Below are 20,524 nucleotides of genomic sequence, written 5' to 3'. Positions count from 1 at the left end.
TTGGAGGGGATGCCCATGCCGGACGGTCTCGTCAGTGCGGCGGAAGCGAACCGCGACTTCTCGAAAATGCTGCGCGACGTCGAAGGCGGCGCGCGTATCACCATCACCAAGGATGGCAAACCGGTTGCCGTGCTATCGCCTGCCGATGCATCCATGAATTTGGATCGCAGCAGCGCGCATCGGCGGATGATGGTGATGCTTGCGGAAGGGCTTCCTCTTGGCTTCTGCGGCGGTGTCGACCGCGACGATGTGCATTCGCGATGAAGTTGGCTGGGATCGATACCAACATTCTTCTCTATGCTGTCGATAGTGCTGGCGACCCCGAAAAGCATCGCAGGGCGGTCGATCTTCTTGATCGGCTGGGTGCTGGTGGGTGTGGAGTGTTGCCGCTTCAGACCTTGACTGAGTTCTATTCCGTCGCGGTCAGGAAGTACCGCGCTTCCCCCGAGCAAGCCTCACGTTACGTCGACGTATGGAGCGGAGTTTTTCCAATACGTGAGGCGGTATTTGCAGATGTCGTCGACGCTATGCGCATACACCGTGACCATGGCGTCCAATTCTGGGACGGCATGATCTGGTCTGTGGTAAGGCGCGCCGGCGGCCGTGTCCTGTTCAGTGAAGATTTGCAAGATGGCCGGGAGCTTGAAGGGGTTCGGTTTGTGAACCCATTTGTCCCGGCCAATGCATCGGTTCTCGAAAAACTCCTTACCTTCTAGTACCGTTCGAACTGTCACTCACCCCAACGCCTTGTAGAAGAACGCCGTGTCGCAGAGCCCACCCTGCGGCCACAGGGCGAAGTTCGGGATGACGCCGACCTTCACCCAGCCGGCGCGCGTGTAGAGCCGCTCGGCCTCGGGTGAGGCGGTGTCCAGCACCAGCAGGGTCTTGCCGGCGGCGCGTCCCGCATCCTCGGCGGCCTGCATCAGGGCGGCGCCGACGCCGCGGCGGCGGCCGCGGCGGTGGACCAGCATCTTGGACAGGTCGGCACGGTGCGGCTGGTTCGGCGGCTGGGCGACCACCAGTTGGACGGTGCCGAGCACGCCGTCGCCATCCTCCGCCACCAGCAGGATGCGCTCTCCCCGCTCCACCCCGGCCGCCACGCTCCGCCAGAAGCCTTCGGCGGTGGCGCGGTCGAGGGGGGCCATGAAGCTGACCGACGCACCGCCCTCCACGCAATCCAGCAGCACGTCGGTCAGGCCCGGCACGGCGGCGCCGGCCTCGTCCGCCGTCAGCATGCGGACCGTCACCGCACCGTCTCCACTCCGCCGGCTCGGGTCCAGGCAGGCAGCGTCCATGACTCGCTCCTTCAACGTTTAACGGCGTTTGAACCGCCGCGACCCTCGGTGGTCAGCGCCACGATGTAGCGGGCGGTGCGGTCGGTCGGGTTGTGGAAGCTGGTCGGCCGGTCGAGCCGCATGGCGAGGCAATCGCCGGTGCTTAGCCGGTGCGTGACCTCTCCCACACTCAGTTCGATGGTGCCGTCCAGCAGATGGATTTGCTGCTCGACGATGGCGGCTCGGGCGCCGCTGTCGTAGGAGACGCGGGCGCCCGGCGGCAATTCCACCTCGACCAGCTCGATGGGGGACGGATAGCCCGGCGGCGACAGGTTGCGGCGGCGGTAGCCGGTGGCGGGGTCGGTCCAGGCGATCTGGTCGGTGCGGCGAACCACAGGGTCGGCGTCCGCGCGCTCGGCCTCGGCGAACAGCGTCGCCAGCGTCACGCCGAGCCCGGCGGCGAGCCGCTCCAGCACGGAGGCCGTCGGGCTGCTCTCCCCCCGTTCCACCAGCGAGATCATCGAGCGGCTGACGCCCGACCGCTCGGCCAAGCCGTCCAGCGTCAGGCCGCGGTCCGCCCGCAGGGCACGCAACCGGGTGGCAAGCCGGCTGTCGATATCGTTTTCCATCTTTTCCATGAAGATAGAATGAAGATCTAAGATATTGGAGTCAACGGCCAGCCGCACAGTCTCCGCCATGAATCTTTTATGACCGCCGCGCGAGCGTCGCGGCGATGGTGTAGAAGGGCTGGACCCGCGCATTCCCGGTCCGTCTCCACCCTCAAATCCGGTGCCACCCCATGCGCCAGAAGGCGTCGCCGCCCACCCCGCTTCTGACCGCCATCCTGCTGATGCTGGCCCCCCTTGCCGGCGTGCTGACCTGGGCGGTCTACAGCGGGGCCTTGCATGGCGGGCTGGCGCTGGCGGCGGGCATCGCGGCATTGGCGGGGGCGGTCCAGATCCTGCGGACCTACCGGCGCGACGCCAACGCGGTGACCGACTATGCCGCCCGGCTGGCCGAAACCGACGAGCCGCTGGCCCCGGCCGGCACGCCGCCGGCCCTCAAGGCGCTGGTCGCCACCATCGGCCGCCTGCACCGGGTCGGGCTGCGCCGCGCCGAAAGCGTGCGGATGCAACTGGACGCCGACGAGGCGGTGATCGACGCCCTGCCCGCCCCGCTGCTGCTGATGGATGCCGACAGGCAGGTGGTGCGCGCCAACCAGACGGCGCGGGAGCTGTTCGGCGACAAGATCGTCGACCGCGACCTCGCCTCGTCCCTGCGCACGCCGGCGGTGCTGGAGGCGGTGGATTCGGTGCTGCGCGGCGGTGCGTCCCGCATCATCGAGTTCACCCTGCCGGTCCCGGTGGAGCGCAGCTTCGAAGCGCAGGTGAAGCCCTTCCAGCGGCTGGTGCCGGAACCCGATCCCTCGCTGCTGGATGGCGAGATCGAGGAGGAGCCGGCGCCGCGTCCGCCCACCGTCGCCCGCATGGCGATCCTGACCCTGCACGACGTCACCGCCGCCCGCCGGTCGGAGCAGATGCGCGCCGACTTCATCGCCAACGCCAGCCACGAGCTGCGCACGCCGCTGTCCTCCCTGCTGGGCTTCATCGAGACCTTGCGCGGCCCGGCCCGCGACGATCCGGAGGCGCAGGACCGTTTCCTGGCGATCATGCACGATCAGGCCAGCCGGATGACCCGTCTGGTCAACGACCTGCTGTCGCTGTCGCGCATCGAGCTGGACGAGCACATGCAGCCCAACGGGCGCGTCGATGTGGTGGAGGAGCTGGAGAACGTCATCGCCGCGCTTCAGCTGAAGGCGGCGGAGCGCCGCATCCGCCTGCGCATGGAGGCGCCGGAGGATTTGCCGCCGGTCGTCGGCGACGAGGACCAGCTGACCCAGGTCTTCCAGAACCTCGTCAGCAACGCGATCAAATACACGCGCGAGGACACCGACGTGACCGTCAGCGTGGCGCTGGCCGACGGTGCGGCGGTGGGCTTCACCGGCCTGCCGGCGCCCGGCGCTGCCGCGAAGGACAAGCGTATGGGGCGCGGCGGCACCGCCATGGTGTCGGTGTCGGTGCGCGACCGCGGCGACGGCATCGCCCGCACCCACCTGCCCCGCCTGACCGAGCGCTTCTACCGCGTCGATGCCGCGCGCTCCCGCGCTATGGGCGGCACCGGGCTGGGGCTTGCCATCGTCAAGCACATCCTGAACCGCCACCGCGGCCGGCTGACCATCGAAAGCGAGGTCGGGGTGGGCAGCGCCTTCACCGTTTACCTGCCTGCCGAGTCCCCCTCTCCCCCCCGGGGAGAGGGCCGGGGTGAGGGGGAGACGCTGCGTCTCGTTCCCAAGGCTCCCGCCGCGCTCCCCCCTCACCCTAACCCTCTCCCCGGGGGGGAGAGGGGATATGGCGGGGTGTGAGAGAGGCGGGGTGCTCCGTGACGCTGTCATGAAAGCGTCATAAAAACGTAATCAATCGGTCGCCCTCCGGGTCTATGGTCCGCGCCATTCCGCTGGACCAGTCTCCGTTTCCTCAAGGAGGGGCACCCGTGACCACCCGGACCCATGTTGTCGCCGCGACCGCCCTGGGCCTGACCCTGGCCCTGAGCCTTGCCGCCCCGGCCTGGGCGCAGTCGCGCGACCAGATCCGCGCGGTCGGCTCCTCCACCGTCTTCCCCTTCACCACCGCGGTGGCGGAGGCCTTCGGCAAGACCGGCAAGTTCAAGACCCCGGTGGTCGAATCGACCGGCACCGGCGGCGGGCTGAAGCTGTTCTGCGCCGGCGTCGGCCCGGCCCATCCCGACATCGCCAACGCCTCGCGCCGGATCAAGAAGTCGGAAATCGACCAGTGTGCCGGCAACGGCGTCACCACGATGACCGAGCTGAAGATCGGCTATGACGGCATCGCGCTGGCCTCCTCCCGGAAGGCGGCGCCGGTGTCGCTGTCCACCGTCATCCTGTGGAAGGCGCTGGCGAAGGAGGTGCCGGTGAACGGCGCCCTGGTCGCCAATCCTTACAAGCTGTGGTCCGACATCGACCCGTCGCTGCCCAAGGCGGCGATCGAGGTGCTGGGGCCGCCGCCCACCTCCGGGACGCGCGACACCTTCAACGAGCTGGCGATGCTGGAAGGCTGCAGGAAGGTGGCCGAGGTCGCCAAGGCCGTCCCCGACGAAAAGGCGCGCGAGCGCGCCTGCATGACCATCCGCGAGGATGGCGCCTATGTCGAGGCCGGCGAGAACGACAACCTGATCGTCCAGAAGCTGCTCGCCAATCCCAACGCCTTCGGCGTGTTCGGCTACAGCTACCTCGACCAGAACCGCGACACCTTGCAGTCGGCGAAGATGGACGGGGTAGAGCTGACGGCGGAGACGGTGGCCGCCGGCAAGTACGAGCTGGCCCGCCCGCTCTACATCTATGTCAAGAACGCCCATGCCGGCGTCATTCCGGGCATCCGCGAGTTCATCGGCGAATACACGTCGGAACGGGCGATGGGCGACGACGGCTATCTGGTCGACAAGGGGCTGATCCCGGAACCGAAGTCGCTGCGCGACGCCGCCCGCGTCGAGGCGGTCAACCTGACGCCGCTCCAGTTCTGACCAACTCCTCCTCTTGAGCGACCCGCATGCAGCTGACTCTCCTCGCCCTGATCCTGGCCCTGCTCACCGTGATCGGCTTCATGATCGGCCGGTCGCGGGCGGCGGCGTCCGTCGGCGGGCGGGTGGCGGAGCTGCATTCGGTCCCCTCTTATCATGGCGTCTATGTCGCGCTGTGGGCCGGGCTGCCGGCGCTGCTGCTGTTCGTCGCCTGGACGGCGTCGGAAGGCTGGCTGGCCATGCAGCTGGTGCTGTCGGCCTTGCCGGAGCGGCTGACCACCGGCGACGGCCAGTCGGTCGCCCTGCTGAAGGCCGACATCCTCAACCTCGCCCGCGGCATCTCGACCGGGCGTGAAGCCGATCCGCTGGTGGTCGAGGCGGCGCGCCGCTACGCCGCGTTGCGCGATCTCGCCGGCTGGAGCCTGCTCGCCGTCGGCGCCAGCTTCGCCGTCGCCGGGCTGGCCTGGGGCCGTCACCGCATCGGCCCCGACCTGCGCGCCCGTCCGGCGGTGGAGCTGGTGGTGCGGGTGGCGCTGGTCGTCTGTTCGCTAGTCGCCATCCTGACCACGGTCGGCATCGTGCTGTCGCTGCTGTTCGAGGCGCTGCGCTTCTTCAGCGTCGTCTCGCCGCTCGACTTCCTGTTCGGCACCCATTGGAGCCCGCAGATGGCGATGCGGGCCGATCAGGTCGGCTCCAGCGGCTCCTTCGGCGCGATCCCGCTGTTCGCCGGCACGTTGCTGATCACGGTGATCGCCATGCTGGTGGCGGTGCCGGTCGGGCTGATGGCGGCGATCTACATGTCGGAATATGCCGGTCGCGGCGTGCGCACCTGGCTGAAGCCGGCTTTGGAGATCCTGGCCGGCATCCCGACCGTGGTCTACGGCTTCTTCGCCGCGCTGACGATGGCGCCCTTCGTCCGCTCGGTCGGCGAGGCGCTGGGGCTGGACGTCAGTTCGGAATCGGCTCTGGCCGCCGGCATCGTCATGGGGGTGATGATCATCCCCTTCGTCAGCTCGCTGTCGGACGACGTCATCAACGCGGTGCCGCAATCCTTGCGCGACGGCTCCTACGGCCTCGGCGCCACCAAGTCGGAAACCATCAGGCAGGTGGTCCTGCCGGCGGCGCTGCCGGGCATCGTCGCCGCGGTGATGCTGGCGGTCAGCCGCGCCATCGGCGAGACGATGATCGTCACCATGGCGTCGGGCCTGACCGCCAACATGACCGCCAACCCGTTGCAGGCGGTCACCACCGTCACCACCCAGATCGCCACGCTGCTGGTCGGCGACCAGGAGTTCGACAGCCCGAAGACGCTGTCGGCCTTCGGTCTCGGTCTCGTGCTGTTCCTCGTCACGCTCTGCCTCAACATGGTCGCCCTGCGGGTGGTCCGGACCTATCGGGAAAAATATGACTGACCTCGTCGAGCGGGACGCGGCGGCCGTGACGCCCTCCCCCGCCTCCTCCCCTGGCCACTCCACTGCGCCGAAGTCGCGCCTGCGCAGCGAGGCCTTCGCCCGACGTCTGCGTGCCCGCCATGCGGCGGAGCGCCGCTTCCGGCTGGCCGGCGCCGCCGCGGTGGCGCTGGCGGCGCTGATCCTGGTGCTGCTGCTGGGCTCCATCGTCGCCAAGGGCGCCAGTGCCTTTTGGGAAGCGCGCATCCGGCTGGAGGTGACGCTCGACCCGGCGGAGGTCGCCGACCGCAACTACACCGCCCCGCTGCGCCGGGCGCTCTACGCCCAGTTCCCGCAGGTGACCGACCGTGCCGGCAAACGCGTGCTGAACGACCTGCTGTCGTCGGGCGCCCCCTACGAGCTGGAGGCGATGGTGGCGAAGAATCCGGCGCTGGCCGGCACGACGCAGACCGTCTGGGTCCGCGCCGACGACCAGATCGACCAGCTGGTGAAGGGCGCCTACCGCCGCGACCTGCCGGAAAGCGAGCGCGGGATCGGCGACGCCAGGATCGCCGCCGCCGACGCGCTGCTGGCGTCGGGTGCGCTGGCGCAGGGCTTCAACACCACCCTGTTCACCGCCGGCGACAGCCGCGAGCCGGAACAGGCCGGCATCGGCGGCGCCATCGCCGGCTCGCTGCTGACCCTGCTGGTGACCATGGCGCTGTCGGTGCCGACCGGCATCGCCGCCGCGGTCTATCTGGAGGAGTTCGCGCCGAAGAACCGCTGGACCGACCTGATCGAGGTGAACATCAACAACCTCGCCGCGGTGCCGTCGATCATCTTCGGCCTGCTCGGCCTCGCGGTGTTCCTGGGATTCTTCGGCATGCCGCGCTCCGCCCCGCTGGTCGGCGGGCTGGTGATGGCGCTGATGACGCTGCCGGTCATCATCATCGCGTCCCGCGTCGCGCTGAAGGCGGTGCCGCCGTCGATTCGTCAGGCGGCGCTGGGCATCGGCGCCTCGCCCCTGCAGACGGTGCTGCACCATGTGCTGCCGCTGGCGATGCCCGGCATCCTGACCGGCACCATCATCGGCATGGCCCGCGCGCTGGGCGAGACGGCGCCGCTGCTGATGATCGGCATGGTCGCCTTCATCGTCGACATCCCGCATGGGCTGACCGACAGCGCCACGGTGTTGCCGGTGCAGATCTACATGTGGGCCGACAGCCCGGAGCGGGCCTTCACCGAGCGCACCTCGGCGGCGATCCTGATCCTGCTCGGCGTCCTGATCCTGCTGAACGGCGCGGCCGTGATCCTGCGCAAGATTTTCGAGAGACGGTGGTGAGCGTCATGAGCATTCCGAGCCCGCTGAAGCTGCGGCCCCGCGCCGACGACCGTCCGGGCCAGCGTTCCGGCGCAGCGCTGCCCAACAAGATGACCGCCCGCGGGGTGAAGGTGTTCTACGGCGCCAAGCAGGCGTTGAAGGGCATCGACCTCGACATCCGGGAAAACCGGGTGCTGGCGCTGATCGGCCCGTCCGGCTGCGGCAAGTCGACCTTCCTGCGCTGCCTGAACCGGATGAACGACACCATCGAGGGCTGCCGGGTCGAAGGGCAGATCGCGCTCGACGGCGAGGATGTCTACGGCAAGGCGGTCGATGCGGTGCAGCTGCGCGCCCGCGTCGGCATGGTGTTCCAGAAGCCGAACCCCTTCCCGAAGTCGATCTACGACAACGTCGCCTACGGCCCGCGCATCCATGGCCTGGCTTCCGGCCGCGACGAGCTGGACGAGGTGGTGCAGACCTCGCTGAAGCGCGCCGGCCTGTGGGCGGAGGTGAAGGACCGGCTGCGCGAACCGGGCACCAGCCTGTCCGGCGGCCAGCAGCAGCGGCTGTGCATCGCCCGCGCCATTGCCGTCAGCCCCGAGGTGATCCTGATGGACGAGCCCTGCTCGGCGCTCGACCCCATCGCGACCGCCCACATCGAGGAGCTGATCGACGAGCTGCGGGCCAACTACACCATCGTCATCGTCACCCACAACATGCAGCAGGCCGCCCGCGTGTCGCAGCGCACCGCCTTCTTCCATCTGGGCGAGATGGTGGAGTGCGACGACACAGAGGAAATCTTCACCAACCCGCGCGACGAGCGCACCCAGGGCTACATCACCGGCCGCTATGGCTGAGCCCCCGCCCTGGACTTGCCCCCTGTCTTTCCCGATGCCCGCCCCTCTTCCCTCCTTTGTTGAAAAGGCTGTGCCATGCCGGTTAACGTCGAGACGCGCGCTGTGAACGGAGCCACCATGAACGCGGCCCTGAAGCCGCTCGTCCTGATCGTCGAGGACGAGGCCGACATCCTGACGCTGCTGAAGTACAACCTGGAAAAGGAAGGCTTCCGCGTCGCCACCGCCAGCGACGGCGAGGAGGCCCTGCTGGCCGCCGGCGAACAGACGCCGCACATCGTGCTGCTGGACTGGATGCTGCCGCTGATGAGCGGGCTGGAGGTCTGCCGCCAGCTGCGCCGCAACGCCAAGACCCGCGACATCCCGATCATCATGCTGACCGCCCGCGGCGAGGAAGGCGACCGTGTGCGCGGCCTGAATTCCGGTGCCGACGACTACATCACCAAGCCCTTTTCCCCGACCGAGCTGGTCGCCCGCATGCGCGCCGTGCTGCGCCGCGCATCGCCCGGCATGACGGACGAGGTGCTGACCTTCGCCGACGTGACGATGGATCTGGCCGCCCACCGCGTCCGCCGCAACGGCCGGGACGTACACCTCGGCCCGACCGAATTCCGCCTGCTGCGCCATTTCATGCAGCATGCCGGCCGTGTCTTCTCGCGCGAACAGCTGCTCGATCTGGTGTGGGGCCACGACGTGTACGTCGAGCCGCGTACGGTCGACGTACACATCCGCCGCCTGCGCAAGGCGATGAACGAAGAGGACGAGCTGGACCTGATCCGCACCGTGCGGTCGGCCGGCTACGCGCTGGATACCAAGTCGGTGTGAGCCCAGGATAGGATGGGGGTAGGATGGGGGCAGAACCACCGCAGCCTTGGTGAGACTGCCCCCATGCCCCCGATGATCCTGCTCTTCACCGATTTCGGGCTTTCCGGTCCCTACACCGGCCAGATGAAGGCGGTGTTGGCGCAACAGGCGCCCGGCGTGCCGGTCATCGACCTGTTCGCCGACGCTCCCGCCTTCGACCCGCAGCTGTCTGCCTATCTGTTGGCGGCCTACGCCCCGGCCTTCCCCGCCGGCAGCGTCTTTCTCTGCGTCGTCGATCCCGGCGTCGGCACCGACCGGAGGCCGGTGATGGTGGAGGCCGACGGACGCTGGTTCGTCGGGCCGGACAATGGGCTGTTCGCTTTGCTCGCCCGCCGCGCAACGTCGCTAAACGCTTGGACAATCGACTGGATCCCGGACCGGCTGTCCGCCAGCTTCCACGGCCGCGACCTGTTCGCCCCCGTGGCCGCCAGCCTTGCCACCGGGCAGGCCGTGGCGCGCAGCCCGCTCGATCCCGCCGTCCTCGGCCGCCCGGACTGGCCGGACGAGCTGCCGCGCATCGTCTATGTCGATGTCTACGGCAACGCCATGACCGGCATGCGGGCATCCGCCCTGCCCGCCGACGCGGTGCTGACCGCCGGCGGCGCCCGCGTCACCCGTGCCCGCACCTTCGGCGCCGTCGGGCCGGGGCAGCCGCTGTGGTACGAAAACTCCAACGGGTTGGCGGAGATCGCCGTCAACCGCGGGCGGGCCGACCAACTGCTCGGTCTCAAGGTCGGCGATGCGGTGACGGTGGAAACCTGACCAAAAGAAAACCGCCCGGAAGCGGGTGCTTCCGGGCGGCTGCTGCGTCGATCAGGTGCTTGTCCGATCGGGCGTCTCGGGTTAGATGTCCGGGGTTCAGTCGTTGTTGCGCTGGCCCAGGAACTGCAGCAGGAACTGGAACAGGTTGATGAAGTCCAGGTACAGCGTCAGGGCGCCCATCAGGGCCAGCTTGCCGGTGCTCTCGTGATCGTAGCCCTCGGCGTAGCTTTCCTTGATCGACTGGGTGTCATAGGCGGTCAGGCCGGTGAAGATCAGCACGCCGATGGCGGAGATCGCGAAGTGCAGGGCCGGCGACTGGAAGAAGATGTTCGCCAGGCCGGCGATCACCAGACCGATGACGCCCATCATCAGGAACGAGCCCATCTTCGACAGGTCGGCCTTCGTGGTGTAGCCGTAGAGGCTCATCGCCAGGAAGGTCGCCGCGGTGACGAAGAAGGTCAGCGCGATCGACGCCCCGGTGAAGACCAGGAAGATGGCCGACATCGACAGGCCCATCGCGCCGCAATAGGCCCAGAAGATCATCTGTGCCGATGCGAAGGACAGGCGCTGGATGCCGAAGGACAGCACCATGACGAAGGCCAGCGGCGCCAGCATCACCACCCACTTCAGCGGCGTGCCGAAGATCGTGGCCATCATGGCCGGGCTGGACGACACGAGCGCGGCGACCAGACCCGTCAGGATCAGGCCGGCACCCATGTAGTTGTACACGCGCAGCATGTGCTGGCGCAGGCCTTCGTCGAAGTATCCCCGATCTGTCGCGCGGCCTGCGGTCGCGAAGCGGTTATAGGTCGGGTCTGCCATGGTTTGGTTTCCTCGGTGGAATTGGGTGATCCCGTCGCAGGACATATTGGCGAGTCCGCCAGGCGGTTCAATAGGAATCGGCGGCGCTTTTTCCAGATGAAAAAGCTTTCACGATTCGTTTTTCCTGCGGCTTCATCATACGGGAGTCACTCGTTCCGAAGCAATGGCGCCGAAGGCTGGCCCAGAGCCCGCCAAGTACCATAGAACCCGAAAGCCAGCGTGATCGCCGTGCTCAGCAAAGCGGTGGTGAAGACAGCCGACGGCAGGAAGCTCCATTCCCAATGCATCAGGAACTTCAGCACCGCCCAGGCGGTCAGCGTGCCGATGATGCCGGCGATGACCGCGGTCAGCAGTCCCAGCAGCCCGTATTCCAGCAGGAAGGCGCGCAGAATGTCGCCGCGCGTGGCGCCCAGCACCTTCAGCACCACCGCGTCATTGACCCGGCGGCGATGGCCTGCGGCGACCGCACCCGCCAGCACCAGCGTGCCGGCCGCCAGCGTGATGCCGGCGACGATGCGCACCGCGGTGCCGATGTGACCCAGCATCTCCGCCACGGTGTCGAGCGCGTCCTTCACCCGCACCATGGTGATGTTGGGGAAGCGTTGCAGCACCGCGCGCTGCACCTGCGTTTCGGCGTCCCGCGTGGCGCGGACGGTGGCGACCCAGGTCTGCGGCGCCCCTTCCAGCGTGCCGGGGGCGAAGACCATGGTGAAGTTGATCGCCATGCTGCTGAAATCGGCGGAGCGCACGTTGGCGACCTTCGTCTCGAAGCTGCGGCCCAGGATGTTGACGGTCATGGTGGCGCCGGGACCGATGCCGAAGGCCTCGGCGACGCTCTGGTGGATGGAGATCAGCGGCGGCCCGGCATAGTCGGTCGGCCACCAGGACCCGGCGGTGACGGTGGAATGCTTCGGCAGCGTCGCCGAATAGGTGATGCCGCGGTCGCCGGCCAGGATCCAGGCCTGTTCCGGCTTGACCAGCGCCTTTTCGGCGTCCACGCCGTTCACCCGCTCGATCCGGCCGCGCAGGCTCGGCACCGCCTCGAAGGCGCTGGTGCCGGGGACGGCGGTGACGAGGTCGCGCAAGGGATCGAACTGGTCGCGCTGGATGTCGACGAAGAAGAAGGCAGGGGCGTCCTGCGGGATGGTCTCCGACACCCGGCGGGCGAAGTTGCCCTGGATCAGCGCGATGGCGACCAGCACCGTCAGGCCGAGACCCAGCGACAGCACCACCGCCGCCGTCGGGTTGCCCGGCCGGTGCAGGTTGGCGAGCGCCAGACGCAGGCCCGGACGCCGGACCCGCCCTACCCGCGCCGCTCCCCAGGTGACCAGGGCGGCGGCGGCGCGGAAGGCGATGAAGGTGGCGATGGAGCCGCCGACGAACCACAGGGCGAAGATCTTGTTGTGGGCGGTCAGAACCGCCAGCCCGGCGAGCGCCAGGGCCGACACGATCATCGCGACGGTGTAGGGCGTGCGTGGCCGTCCACCGGCCGGGGCGATCACGTCGCGGAACAGGGCGCCGGCCGGCACCTCGCGCGCCCGGCCCAGCGGCCACAGCGAGAAGGTCAGCGCCGTCAGCACGCCATAGAGGGCGGCGAGCGCCAGGGCGCCGGGATAGACGCCGATGTGGGCCGACACCGGCAGCACGCCGTCGAGCAGCCGGCCCAGCGCCAGCGGCGCCACGGCCCCCAGCGCCAGCCCGATGACGATGCCCAGCAGCGCCAGCGTCAGGATCTGCGCCAGATAGAGCTGGAAGACCAAGGCGCCGGGCGCGCCGATGCACTTCATCATGGCGATGGTGCGGGCGCGCGAATCGAGATGGCTGCGCACCGCATTGCCGACCCCGACGCCGCCGACCAGCAGCGCGGTCAGCCCGACCAGGGTCAGGAACAGCGTCATGCGGTCGATGAAGCGTTCGATCTGCGGCGAGGCGTTGGTGTAGTCGCGCATCCGCCACGGCGCATCGGGGAAGCGGGCACGCAAGCCCTCCTGCCACGCCTTGAGGTCGGTTTCCGGGGGCAGCGCCACCTTGGCGCTCCACCAGGTGAGGCTACCGGGTTGCAGCAACCCGGTGTTCGTCAGCGACGGCAGCGCCACCAACAGCCGCGGCCCGAGCGAGAAGGCGTTGGAGGAGGCGCGGTCCGGCTCGCGGTCCAGCACGGCGGCGACGCGGTAGGCGCCCTCGCCGACATGGATGGTGTCGCCGGGCTTCACCCCCAGCCGGTCGACCAGACTGGCCTCGACCACGGCACCCCAGCGGCCGTCCTTCTGCGCCAGCGCGTCGCGCAGGTCGCCGCCGCCGTCCAGCGCCACGGCACCGTAGAGCGGATAGAGGTCGTCGACCGCCTTCAGCTCGACCAGCGATGAGCGGACGTTGTCATCCGCGCGGGCCATCGCCCGCATCTCGGCGGAGGTCGACACCCGGCCGCCGGCCTTCAGCGCGGCCATCTGCTCGTCGGCCGGCGGATTGTAGAGTTGCCGCAACGCGACGTCGCCGCCGAGGATGGAGCGCCCGTCGCTCGCCAGCCCGTCGAGCAGCCCGCTCGACACCGACTGCACCGCGGCGATGGCGGCGACGCCCAGGGCGAGGCAGGCGAGGAAGACCCAGAACCCTTTCAGGCCGGTGCGCAGCTCCCGCCGGGCAAGCCGGAGCGCGAGGCTGAGGTCGGTCATCCCCCTCACTCCCCCGCCGCCTGGAGCTTCGCGCGCCGGGCCGCCTGCCCGTCGTCGGCGATCCGCCCGTCCGCCAGCCGCACCGTGCGGTCGCAGCGCGCGGCGAGGCTCTGGTCGTGGGTGATCAGCACCAGCGTCGTGCCGCGCCGCTCGGCCAGATCGAACAGCAGCTTGACGATGGTGCTGCCGGTGTCGATGTCGAGGTTGCCGGTCGGCTCGTCGGCAAGCAGCAGCGACGGCTCGGTAACGAAGGCTCGGGCGAGCGCGGTGCGCTGCTGCTCGCCGCCCGACAGCTGGCCGGGATAATGGTGGATGCGGTGGCCCAGGCCCACCTGCTCCAGCCCGACGCGGGCGCGGTCGAAGGCGTCGGCGACCCCGGCGAATTCCAGCGGGATGGCGACATTCTCCAGCGCCGTCATGGTCGGCACCAGATGGAAAGCCTGGAAGACGATGCCTACATGCTGGCGGCGGAAGCGTGCCAGGCCGTCCTCGTCCAGCTTCCGGAGATCCTGGCCGGCGACGCGGACGATGCCGCCGCTGGGGCGTTCCAGACCGGCCATCACCATCATCATGGTCGACTTGCCGGAGCCGCTGGGGCCGACGACGCCGACCCGCTCGCCGGCAGCCACCTGAAGATTCACGCCGCGCAGGATGTTGACGGGTCCGGCGCCGCTGTCCAATTTCAGGTGGACGTCGTCGAGTTCAACGATGATTTCGTTTGAAGACCGGGCGATGGAATTTGACGACGTTGCAGGGGACTGAGCCTTGGACATGCGACACTCGCACAAGCGGAATGGACCATCGCCATATGGCACGACCCGCCGGGCTTTCAACACGGGCGCCCTTGGCGTGGCGCCAGCGGTCATATTCGCCTTTCTTTTCGCCGCAGGGGCATCGATGACCGTTCCGACCCGCGCGGTTGCCGCGCAGCCGGTGAAGCTGCTGGCGCTGGGCGACAGCCTGACCGCCGGCTACGGCTTGCCGGAACCGCAGGGCTTCACCCGCCAGCTGGAAAAGGCGCTGGCGGCGAAAGGCTACAGCGTCACCGTCGTCAACGCCGGCGTGTCGGGCGACACCACCGCCGGCGGGCGGGCGCGGCTGGACTGGGCGCTGGCCGACAAGCCGGACGCCGCCATTGTGGAGTTGGGCGCCAACGACATGCTGCGCGGGCTCGACCCCGGTCAGGCCAGGGCCAACCTCGACGCCATCCTGAAGACGCTGAAGGAGCGCAAGGTGCCGACCCTGCTGGCCGGCATGTTCGCCTCGCCCAGCCTGGGCAAGCCCTACACCGACAGCTTCAACGCCATCTACCCGGATCTGGCGAAGAGCTACGACGTGCCGCTCTATCCCTTCTTCCTCGACGGGGTGGCGTTGCAGCAGGCGCTGATCCAGCCGGACGGGCTGCACCCCAACGCCCAGGGCGTGGCGGTGATCGTCGAGCGCATCCTGCCCTCCGTCACCGCCCTGCTCGACAGCCTGCCGCAAATCCAGAAGACTACAGAAAAGACCGGAGGCTGACCCGCCATGAACGCGATCCTGGACAGCGACACCCGCTTTCACGCCGCCTGTGCCGCCGGGGCGGAGTGGGGACCGACGGTCAAGGCCTGCCTGGACCGGCTGGGGCCGGTCGCCGGCTGCAACCTGGGCTTCCTCTACCTGACCGACGGGCTGGCGGAGCATGCCACCAGCATCGTCACCCTGCTGCGCGGCGTCACCGGCATCCGCCATTGGGTCGGCACCGCCGGCATCGGCGTGATGGCGAACGGCGCCGCCCTGTTCGACGAGCCGGGGCTGGCGATCATGGCCGCCCGCCTGCCGGAGGACAGCTTCCGCCTGTTCCCCACCCTGACCGACGGGCTGGAGCCGCTGCGCGGCAGTGCCGGCGGCTGGCTGGACAAGCATGGCGCGGCGCTGGCGCTGATCCATGTCGATCCGCACCATGCCGACATGGCCGGGCTGGTCGCCCGTTTGTCGGAGGAGGCCGGCGTCTTCCTGGTCGGCGGCCTCACCGCCTCGCGCGGGGAATTCCCGCAGATCGCCGCCGGGGCGGAGGATGCCGACCCGGTCACCGAAGGCGGCGTGTCCGGCGTGCTGTTCGCGCCGCAGCTGCCGGTCGCCACCGCCCTGACCCAGGGTTGCCGCCCCATCGGGCCGACGCGCACCGTCACCGCCAGCGACGACAATGTGATCCTTGAGATCGACGGCCGCCCGGCGCTCGACGTGTTCAAGGAGGACATCGGGCCGGAGCTTGCCGCCGACCTGCGGCAGGTCGCCGGGCTGATCTGCGCCGGGTTGCCCATCGCCGGCTCCGACACCCAGGATTATCTGGTGCGCGACCTGATCGCCATCGACCCGCGCGCCGGCTGGCTCTCCATCGCCGAACGGGTCACCACCGGCCAGACGGTGATGTTCACCCGCCGCGACGCGGAGACCGCCGCCGCCGACATGCGCCGGATGCTGGACAGCCTCAAGAAACGGGTGAAGGCGACGCCGAAGGGGGCGGTGTATGTCAGCTGCATCGCCCGCGGCCCCAGCCTGTTCGGTGCCGCCAATGCCGAGCTGTCGATGATCCGCGAGGTCTTCGGCGACATCCCGCTGACCGGCTTCTTCGCCTCGGGCGAGGTGTCGCACAACCGGCTCTATGGCTACACCGGCGTGCTGACGCTGTTTCTGTAAAGATCATTTCGAATAAGGAACGTTCCGGATGCAGTATCGTCCGCTTGGCCGTACCGGCCTGTCGGTCAGCGCCATCGGCCTGGGCACCATGACCTGGGGCCGCCAGAACACCGAGGCCGAAGGCCATGCCCAGATGGATGCGGCGCTCGACCGCGGCATCAATTTCTGGGACACGGCGGAGATGTACGCCATCCCGCCCACCGCCGACACCTATGGCAAGACGGAGGAGGTGATCGGCAGCTGGTTCCAGTCGCGCGGCAAGCGCGACAAGGTGATCCTCGCCAGCAAGATCATCGGCCTGCCGGCCGGCGGCTTCGGCTGGATACGCGAGGGCAAGTCGCGGCTCGATCGCGCCAACCTCTTCGCGGCGGTGGAGGCCAGCCTGTCGCGGCTGAAGACCGACTACATCGACCTCTACCAGATCCACTGGCCCGACCGCGTGACCAACCGCTTCGGCGTCCGCACCTACAAGCACAAGCCCGAGCAGGACGCCGTGCCGATCGAGGAGACGCTGGCGGCGCTGGCCGAGCTGATCCAGGCCGGCAAGATCCGCCATGTCGGCCTGTCGAACGAAAGCCCGTGGGGCGTCATGCGCTACTTGCGCGCTGCCGAGGTGGCAGGGGAGGTCGCTGGCCTGCCGCGCGTCGCCTCGATCCAGAACGCCTACAATCTGCTGAACCGGACCTTCGAGAACGGCTTGTCGGAGGTGGCTCTGCGCGAGGATGTCGGGCTGCTGGCCTATTCGCCGCTCGCCGCCGGCACGCTGACCGGCAAGTACCTGAACGGCGCCGTCCCGCCGGGCAGCCGCCGCTCGCTCGACCACCGGCCGTCGCGCTACAACACGGTCAATGCCGACGCGGCGACGGAAGCCTATCTGGACATCGCCCGCCGCCATGGGTTGGCGCCCAACCAGATGGCCATCGCCTTCACGCTGCAGCAACCCTTCGTCACCTCGTCGCTGATCGGGGCGACGACGATGGAGACGCTGATCTCCAACATCGACTCCCTCTCCCTGACCCTGTCGCCCGAGGTGATGGCGGAGATCGATGCCGTGCACAACCGCATGCCGGATCCGTGCCCGTAAGCTGTCATACGGCCCGCCTCCTTTCCTGGAAAGGGGGCGGGCCGTTGCAGCAACCGGCCCTGTAAGTCTGGAGGTGCCCCATGCTCCGCCTGTTCGTCGCGCTCGACCTGACGGAGGAGGTTCGCCGCCGGCTGGCCGGTCTGGCCGGCGGGGTGCCCGGTGCGCGCTGGACCGAACCCGAGACCATGCATCTGACCCTGCGCTTCATCGGCGAGGTGCCGGAGGATCAGGCGATGGACATCGACGCCGCCCTGGCGGAGCTGCGGGCGCCGGCATTCGCGCTCACCTTCGACGGGGTCGGCGTGTTCGGCGCCGGCCGCAAGGCGCGGGTGCTGTGGGCCGGGGTGGAGCGCAACGAGGCGCTGACCCATCTCCAGGCCAAGGTCGAGTCCGCCATCGTCCGCTGCGGCCTGCCGGCGGAAGAGCGGAAATTCTCCCCCCACATCACGCTGGCCCGGCTGAAGGATGCGCCGGCCGACCGCATCGGCCGCTTCCTGTCCGACCGCGGCCTGTTCCGCGCCGGCCCGATGCCGGTCGACCGCCTCACCCTCTACCGCAGCCATCTCGGCAACGGCGGCGCCGTCTATGAAGCGTTGCGGGATTATCCGCTGGACGGCGCTGTGGACGGCTGACCGCGCTCAGGCGGTGATGCTGTCCCAGGGATCGGTCTCGGCGTCGGGCTTGACGCCGGTGCCGGTGACGACCACCCGGTCCTTGCCGTCCTGCTTGGCCCGGTACATGCGCTGATCGGCCAGTTCTACCAGCGCTTCCCAATCGGCGGGACGGTCGGCCGTCTGTTCGGCGATGCCGATGCTGGCGGTCTGCAAACTGCCGTCCGGCCGCTTGCCGAAGCCGGCGCGGCGCATGCGCTCCACCGCGATCATCGCGCCGTCCAGCGGGGTGTCGGGCATGACGACCAGGAACTCCTCACCGCCCCAGCGGATCAGGGCGTCGGACTGGCGCAGCAGGCTGCGGATGGTGTTGGCGGCATGGCGCAGGACACGGTCGCCCTCCTCATGCCCATAACGGTCGTTGACCGCCTTGAAGTCGTCCAGATCGACGAAGATCGCCGTCAGCGGCTGCGCCGCCCGCTCGGCATGGGCGACCTGGAGTTTCAGCAACTCCTCCCCGATCCGGCGGGAGAAGGCGCCGGTCAGCGCGTCGTGCGCCGCCTGCTCCAGCAGCGCGATCATGAAGTGCAGCTGGCTGATCGCCGCCAGCGTCGCCACCACCGCGATCAGCGCCAGCAGCCACAGCGCGCTGATGTAGGACGGGAACGGCATCACCAGCGAGCCGTAGAAGCCGGCGGCCAGATGGGCGCCCAGCATCGGCGCCGCGAACAGCGCCCCCTCCAGCGCGGTCAGCGGAAAGACGCTGAGGCCCGCCACCATCACGAAGGGCAGATAGCCGTAGCCGGCGCTGACGGCGATGCGCAGGTCGTCCACCCCCTGGTTGTACAGGAGCGGGTGCGAGACGGCGAAGAATAGGGTCGGGATCGCCAGCAGCGCCGCCAGCCGCCACCAGGCGCAGGTCATGTCCTCGCAGGACCGGCGGTCGAAGGCGAGCGCCAGGAAGGCGGCGCTGGCGGTCAGGCGCAGCAGGATCAGCCAGACCGCCAGCGACCATTCGAAGACGGTGACGTCGATGGCGATCCACAGCGGCGTCAGGATGCCGAAGATCAGCGCCACCATGCGGACGCGCGACTGGATCATCGCGGCGCGGCGGCGTTGCAGGATCGGCGAGTGGCCCGCCGGCAGGATCAGGTCGGGCAGTTCGTCGCTGCGGACAAAGGCGTCGACCAGCGCGGCGAGAAGCCTCTCAACCCGCATAAGGCAGCCTGCCCCCGGCACCGGCCGGACGTGTCGCCAATGGATTAGCCATGCTGGGTGATTACACGTGCATGACCGCCCCTTCAACGGCTTTCGCGCAAAAACCACTCAGGGGCGAATGGAAAGCACGGAAAGATCCCAGCGTGCGACAAAAAGTAACGGGCGGCGCATCGTCGACGCGCCGCCCGTCCGGACAGGTCCGATTTGTCCCCGGCCGCGGTCGGGATCAGTCCTTCAGGTCTTCCCAAAGCTCCTTCACCTTGGCGAAGAAGCCTTCCGACTGCGGGTTCGACCCTTCCTTGGCAGCACCCTCGAACTCGCGCAGCAGTTCCTGCTGGCGCTTGGTCAGGTTCACCGGGGTTTCCACCACCGCCTGGATGTACATGTCGCCGCGCTGGGCGCTGCGCAGCACCGACATGCCCTTGCCCTTGATGCGGAACTGATGGCCCGACTGGGTGCCCGGTGGGACCGTCACCTTGGTGCGGCTGCCGTCGATGGTCGGCACCTCCACCGCCCCGCCGAGAGCCGCCGTGGTCATCGGGATCGGCACACGGCAGTGGATGTTGGCGCCGTCGCGCTGGAAAATCGGGTGCGGGGCGAGCGCCAGGAAGATGTAGAGGTCGCCGGCCGGCGCCCCGCGCAACCCCGCCTCGCCCTCGCCGGCCAGACGGATGCGGGTGCCGTCCTCGACGCCGGCGGGGATGTTGACCTGAAGGGTCTTCTCCTTGCGCAGCCGGCCGGAGCCGCCGCAGTTCTTGCAGGCATCCTTGATGACCTTGCCGGCGCCGTGGCAGCCGGGGCAGGTCCGCTCGATGGTGAAGAAGCCCTGCTGCGCCCGCACCTTGCCGTGACCCTGGCAGGTCGGGCAGGTGATCGGCTGGGTGCCCGCCGCGGCACCCGACCCGTTGCAGCCGTCGCACTGCACGGTGGTGGGCACGCGGATGGTGGTCTGGGTGCCCTTGAAGGCGTCCTCCAGCCCGATCTCCAGATTGTAGCGCAGGTCCTGGCCGCGGCCGGACGCACCGCCGCCGCCGCGGCGCCCGCCCATGAACTCGCCGAACATCTCGTCGAAGATGTCGGCGAAGCCGCCGCCGCCGCCGAAGTCGAAGTTGAAACCGCCGGCGCCCGCACCGGCACCCGGACCACGGCCATTCTCGAAGGCGGCGTGGCCGAACCGGTCGTAGGCCGCGCGCTTCTGATCGTCCTTCAGGACGTCATACGCCTCGCTGATTTCCTTGAACTTCTGCTCGGCGTCCTTGTCACCCTGGTTGCGGTCCGGGTGGTACTGCATCGCCATCTTGCGATAAGCCTTTTTCAGCTCATCCGCGCTGGCGCTCTTCGCCACACCGAGCAGCTCGTAATAATCCTGTTTCGCCATGGGGGC

20 protein-coding genes are annotated in these 20,524 nt (G+C 68.8%); 13 read left to right on the top strand and 7 right to left on the bottom strand.

All coding sequences use genetic code 11. The features are described 5' to 3' along the window. Positions 1-15: 15 nt before the first annotated feature. Both ABNQ40_RS29975 and ABNQ40_RS29970 read left to right on the top strand, forming a co-directional pair. Positions 16-264, top strand: coding sequence for a type II toxin-antitoxin system Phd/YefM family antitoxin (locus ABNQ40_RS29975; RefSeq protein ID WP_158285635.1), 249 nt, complete (start codon positions 16-18; stop codon positions 262-264). Then, the gene (locus tag ABNQ40_RS29970; RefSeq protein ID WP_109052272.1) at positions 261-716 is read left to right on the top strand and encodes a PIN domain-containing protein; all 456 of its coding nucleotides are present in this window, start codon (positions 261-263) and stop codon (positions 714-716) included. The genes ABNQ40_RS29975 and ABNQ40_RS29970 overlap by 4 nt, the downstream gene beginning before the upstream one ends. An 18-nt stretch (positions 717-734) precedes the next feature. Here ABNQ40_RS29970 and ABNQ40_RS29965 read toward each other — a convergent pair whose 3' ends face one another. Continuing rightward, positions 735-1,295 carry a GNAT family N-acetyltransferase gene (locus ABNQ40_RS29965; protein ID WP_109052273.1) on the bottom strand — a complete coding sequence of 187 codons (561 nt, stop codon included), beginning with the start codon at positions 1,293-1,295 and terminating at the stop codon, positions 735-737. Positions 1,296-1,306: 11 nt separating this feature from the next. Beyond that, positions 1,307-1,903 carry a helix-turn-helix domain-containing protein gene (locus ABNQ40_RS29960; RefSeq protein WP_247880118.1) on the bottom strand — a complete coding sequence of 199 codons (597 nt, stop codon included), beginning with the start codon at positions 1,901-1,903 and terminating at the stop codon, positions 1,307-1,309. A gap of 170 nt (positions 1,904-2,073) precedes the next feature. On the opposite strand from ABNQ40_RS29960, the gene ABNQ40_RS29955 reads away from it, so the two are divergent. From ABNQ40_RS29955 to ABNQ40_RS29925, 7 genes are all read left to right on the top strand, one after another. Continuing rightward, entirely contained in the window at positions 2,074-3,696 is a 1,623-nt protein-coding gene (locus ABNQ40_RS29955; RefSeq protein ID WP_109052275.1) for an ATP-binding protein, read from the top strand. Positions 3,697-3,824: 128 nt separating this feature from the next. Further along, positions 3,825-4,871: a PstS family phosphate ABC transporter substrate-binding protein gene (locus tag ABNQ40_RS29950; protein WP_109052276.1), complete on the top strand. Its 1,047-nt coding sequence runs from the start codon at positions 3,825-3,827 to the stop codon at positions 4,869-4,871. Between the two features lie 26 nt (positions 4,872-4,897). Continuing rightward, entirely contained in the window at positions 4,898-6,280 is a 1,383-nt protein-coding gene (gene pstC, locus ABNQ40_RS29945) for a phosphate ABC transporter permease subunit PstC (protein WP_109052277.1), read from the top strand. Beyond that, positions 6,273-7,598 (top strand): phosphate ABC transporter permease PstA, encoded by a 1,326-nt coding sequence (gene pstA / locus ABNQ40_RS29940; RefSeq protein WP_109052278.1) that lies wholly within the window; start codon positions 6,273-6,275, stop codon positions 7,596-7,598. Before pstC ends, pstA begins: the two co-directional genes overlap by 8 nt. 5 nt (positions 7,599-7,603) lie before the next feature. Further along, the gene (pstB, locus tag ABNQ40_RS29935) at positions 7,604-8,434 is read left to right on the top strand and encodes a phosphate ABC transporter ATP-binding protein PstB (RefSeq protein WP_109052279.1); all 831 of its coding nucleotides are present in this window, start codon (positions 7,604-7,606) and stop codon (positions 8,432-8,434) included. Between the two features lie 117 nt (positions 8,435-8,551). After that, entirely contained in the window at positions 8,552-9,256 is a 705-nt protein-coding gene (gene phoB, locus ABNQ40_RS29930; protein WP_109452346.1) for a phosphate regulon transcriptional regulator PhoB, read from the top strand. 72 nt (positions 9,257-9,328) lie between these two features. Next, positions 9,329-10,057, top strand: a complete 729-nt coding sequence (locus tag ABNQ40_RS29925; RefSeq protein ID WP_109491213.1) for an S-adenosyl-l-methionine hydroxide adenosyltransferase family protein — start codon at positions 9,329-9,331, stop codon at positions 10,055-10,057. A gap of 96 nt (positions 10,058-10,153) precedes the next feature. Here the strand turns inward: ABNQ40_RS29925 and ABNQ40_RS29920 are convergent, their stop codons facing one another. From ABNQ40_RS29920 to ABNQ40_RS29910, 3 genes are all read right to left on the bottom strand, one after another. Next, positions 10,154-10,879: a Bax inhibitor-1/YccA family protein gene (locus ABNQ40_RS29920; RefSeq protein ID WP_098740870.1), complete on the bottom strand. Its 726-nt coding sequence runs from the start codon at positions 10,877-10,879 to the stop codon at positions 10,154-10,156. Between the two features lie 146 nt (positions 10,880-11,025). Further along, a complete protein-coding gene (locus ABNQ40_RS29915; protein WP_109052280.1) occupies positions 11,026-13,551 on the bottom strand; it encodes an ABC transporter permease in 2,526 nt (841 codons plus the stop codon). A gap of 5 nt (positions 13,552-13,556) precedes the next feature. Further along, positions 13,557-14,324, bottom strand: a complete 768-nt coding sequence (locus ABNQ40_RS29910) for an ABC transporter ATP-binding protein (RefSeq protein ID WP_109052281.1) — start codon at positions 14,322-14,324, stop codon at positions 13,557-13,559. Positions 14,325-14,448: 124 nt separating this feature from the next. Between ABNQ40_RS29910 and ABNQ40_RS29905 the strand changes: the two genes are divergently transcribed. From ABNQ40_RS29905 to thpR, 4 genes are all read left to right on the top strand, one after another. After that, complete coding sequence (locus ABNQ40_RS29905; protein ID WP_109052282.1) at positions 14,449-15,069, top strand: arylesterase; 621 nt, start codon at positions 14,449-14,451, stop codon at positions 15,067-15,069. A gap of 6 nt (positions 15,070-15,075) precedes the next feature. Then, positions 15,076-16,227, top strand: a complete 1,152-nt coding sequence (locus ABNQ40_RS29900) for an FIST N-terminal domain-containing protein (RefSeq protein WP_109052283.1) — start codon at positions 15,076-15,078, stop codon at positions 16,225-16,227. 28 nt (positions 16,228-16,255) lie between these two features. Next, entirely contained in the window at positions 16,256-17,311 is a 1,056-nt protein-coding gene (locus tag ABNQ40_RS29895) for an NADP(H)-dependent aldo-keto reductase (protein ID WP_109052284.1), read from the top strand. A gap of 80 nt (positions 17,312-17,391) precedes the next feature. Continuing rightward, positions 17,392-17,943, top strand: coding sequence for an RNA 2',3'-cyclic phosphodiesterase (gene thpR / locus ABNQ40_RS29890; protein ID WP_109052285.1), 552 nt, complete (start codon positions 17,392-17,394; stop codon positions 17,941-17,943). A gap of 6 nt (positions 17,944-17,949) precedes the next feature. Here the strand turns inward: thpR and ABNQ40_RS29885 are convergent, their stop codons facing one another. Both ABNQ40_RS29885 and dnaJ read right to left on the bottom strand, forming a co-directional pair. Continuing rightward, positions 17,950-19,140: a diguanylate cyclase gene (locus ABNQ40_RS29885; protein WP_247880119.1), complete on the bottom strand. Its 1,191-nt coding sequence runs from the start codon at positions 19,138-19,140 to the stop codon at positions 17,950-17,952. Positions 19,141-19,366: 226 nt separating this feature from the next. Continuing rightward, entirely contained in the window at positions 19,367-20,518 is a 1,152-nt protein-coding gene (gene dnaJ / locus ABNQ40_RS29880) for a molecular chaperone DnaJ (RefSeq protein WP_109052286.1), read from the bottom strand. Positions 20,519-20,524 lie beyond the last annotated feature (6 nt).

The sequence above is a fragment of the Azospirillum sp. A23 genome (assembly GCF_042938965.1).
Classification (GTDB): domain Bacteria; phylum Pseudomonadota; class Alphaproteobacteria; order Azospirillales; family Azospirillaceae; genus Azospirillum; species Azospirillum melinis.
The sequence above is the reverse complement of the archived record's forward strand: the minus strand, read 5'-3'. Positions and strand labels throughout refer to the sequence as shown.

Bases quoted from the DNA above. Each gene is read 5' to 3' on its own strand.
- ABNQ40_RS29915 (WP_109052280.1), bottom strand. From the start codon at position 13,551: ATGACCGACCTCAGCCTCGCGCTCCGGCTTGCCCGGCGGGAGCTGCGC.
- ABNQ40_RS29965 (WP_109052273.1), bottom strand. From the start codon at position 1,295: ATGGACGCTGCCTGCCTGGACCCGAGCCGGCGGAGTGGAGACGGTGCG.
- ABNQ40_RS29885 (WP_247880119.1), bottom strand. From the start codon at position 19,140: ATGCGGGTTGAGAGGCTTCTCGCCGCGCTGGTCGACGCCTTTGTCCGC.
- ABNQ40_RS29910 (WP_109052281.1), bottom strand. From the start codon at position 14,324: ATGTCCAAGGCTCAGTCCCCTGCAACGTCGTCAAATTCCATCGCCCGG.
- thpR (WP_109052285.1), top strand. From the start codon at position 17,392: ATGCTCCGCCTGTTCGTCGCGCTCGACCTGACGGAGGAGGTTCGCCGC.
- ABNQ40_RS29970 (WP_109052272.1), top strand. From the start codon at position 261: ATGAAGTTGGCTGGGATCGATACCAACATTCTTCTCTATGCTGTCGAT.
- pstB (WP_109052279.1), top strand. From the start codon at position 7,604: ATGAGCATTCCGAGCCCGCTGAAGCTGCGGCCCCGCGCCGACGACCGT.
- dnaJ (WP_109052286.1), bottom strand. From the start codon at position 20,518: ATGGCGAAACAGGATTATTACGAGCTGCTCGGTGTGGCGAAGAGCGCC.
- ABNQ40_RS29955 (WP_109052275.1), top strand. From the start codon at position 2,074: ATGCGCCAGAAGGCGTCGCCGCCCACCCCGCTTCTGACCGCCATCCTG.
- ABNQ40_RS29975 (WP_158285635.1), top strand. From the start codon at position 16: ATGCCGGACGGTCTCGTCAGTGCGGCGGAAGCGAACCGCGACTTCTCG.
- ABNQ40_RS29895 (WP_109052284.1), top strand. From the start codon at position 16,256: ATGCAGTATCGTCCGCTTGGCCGTACCGGCCTGTCGGTCAGCGCCATC.
- ABNQ40_RS29960 (WP_247880118.1), bottom strand. From the start codon at position 1,903: ATGGAAAACGATATCGACAGCCGGCTTGCCACCCGGTTGCGTGCCCTG.
- pstA (WP_109052278.1), top strand. From the start codon at position 6,273: ATGACTGACCTCGTCGAGCGGGACGCGGCGGCCGTGACGCCCTCCCCC.
- ABNQ40_RS29925 (WP_109491213.1), top strand. From the start codon at position 9,329: ATGATCCTGCTCTTCACCGATTTCGGGCTTTCCGGTCCCTACACCGGC.
- ABNQ40_RS29920 (WP_098740870.1), bottom strand. From the start codon at position 10,879: ATGGCAGACCCGACCTATAACCGCTTCGCGACCGCAGGCCGCGCGACA.
- phoB (WP_109452346.1), top strand. From the start codon at position 8,552: ATGAACGCGGCCCTGAAGCCGCTCGTCCTGATCGTCGAGGACGAGGCC.
- ABNQ40_RS29905 (WP_109052282.1), top strand. From the start codon at position 14,449: ATGACCGTTCCGACCCGCGCGGTTGCCGCGCAGCCGGTGAAGCTGCTG.
- pstC (WP_109052277.1), top strand. From the start codon at position 4,898: ATGCAGCTGACTCTCCTCGCCCTGATCCTGGCCCTGCTCACCGTGATC.
- ABNQ40_RS29900 (WP_109052283.1), top strand. From the start codon at position 15,076: ATGAACGCGATCCTGGACAGCGACACCCGCTTTCACGCCGCCTGTGCC.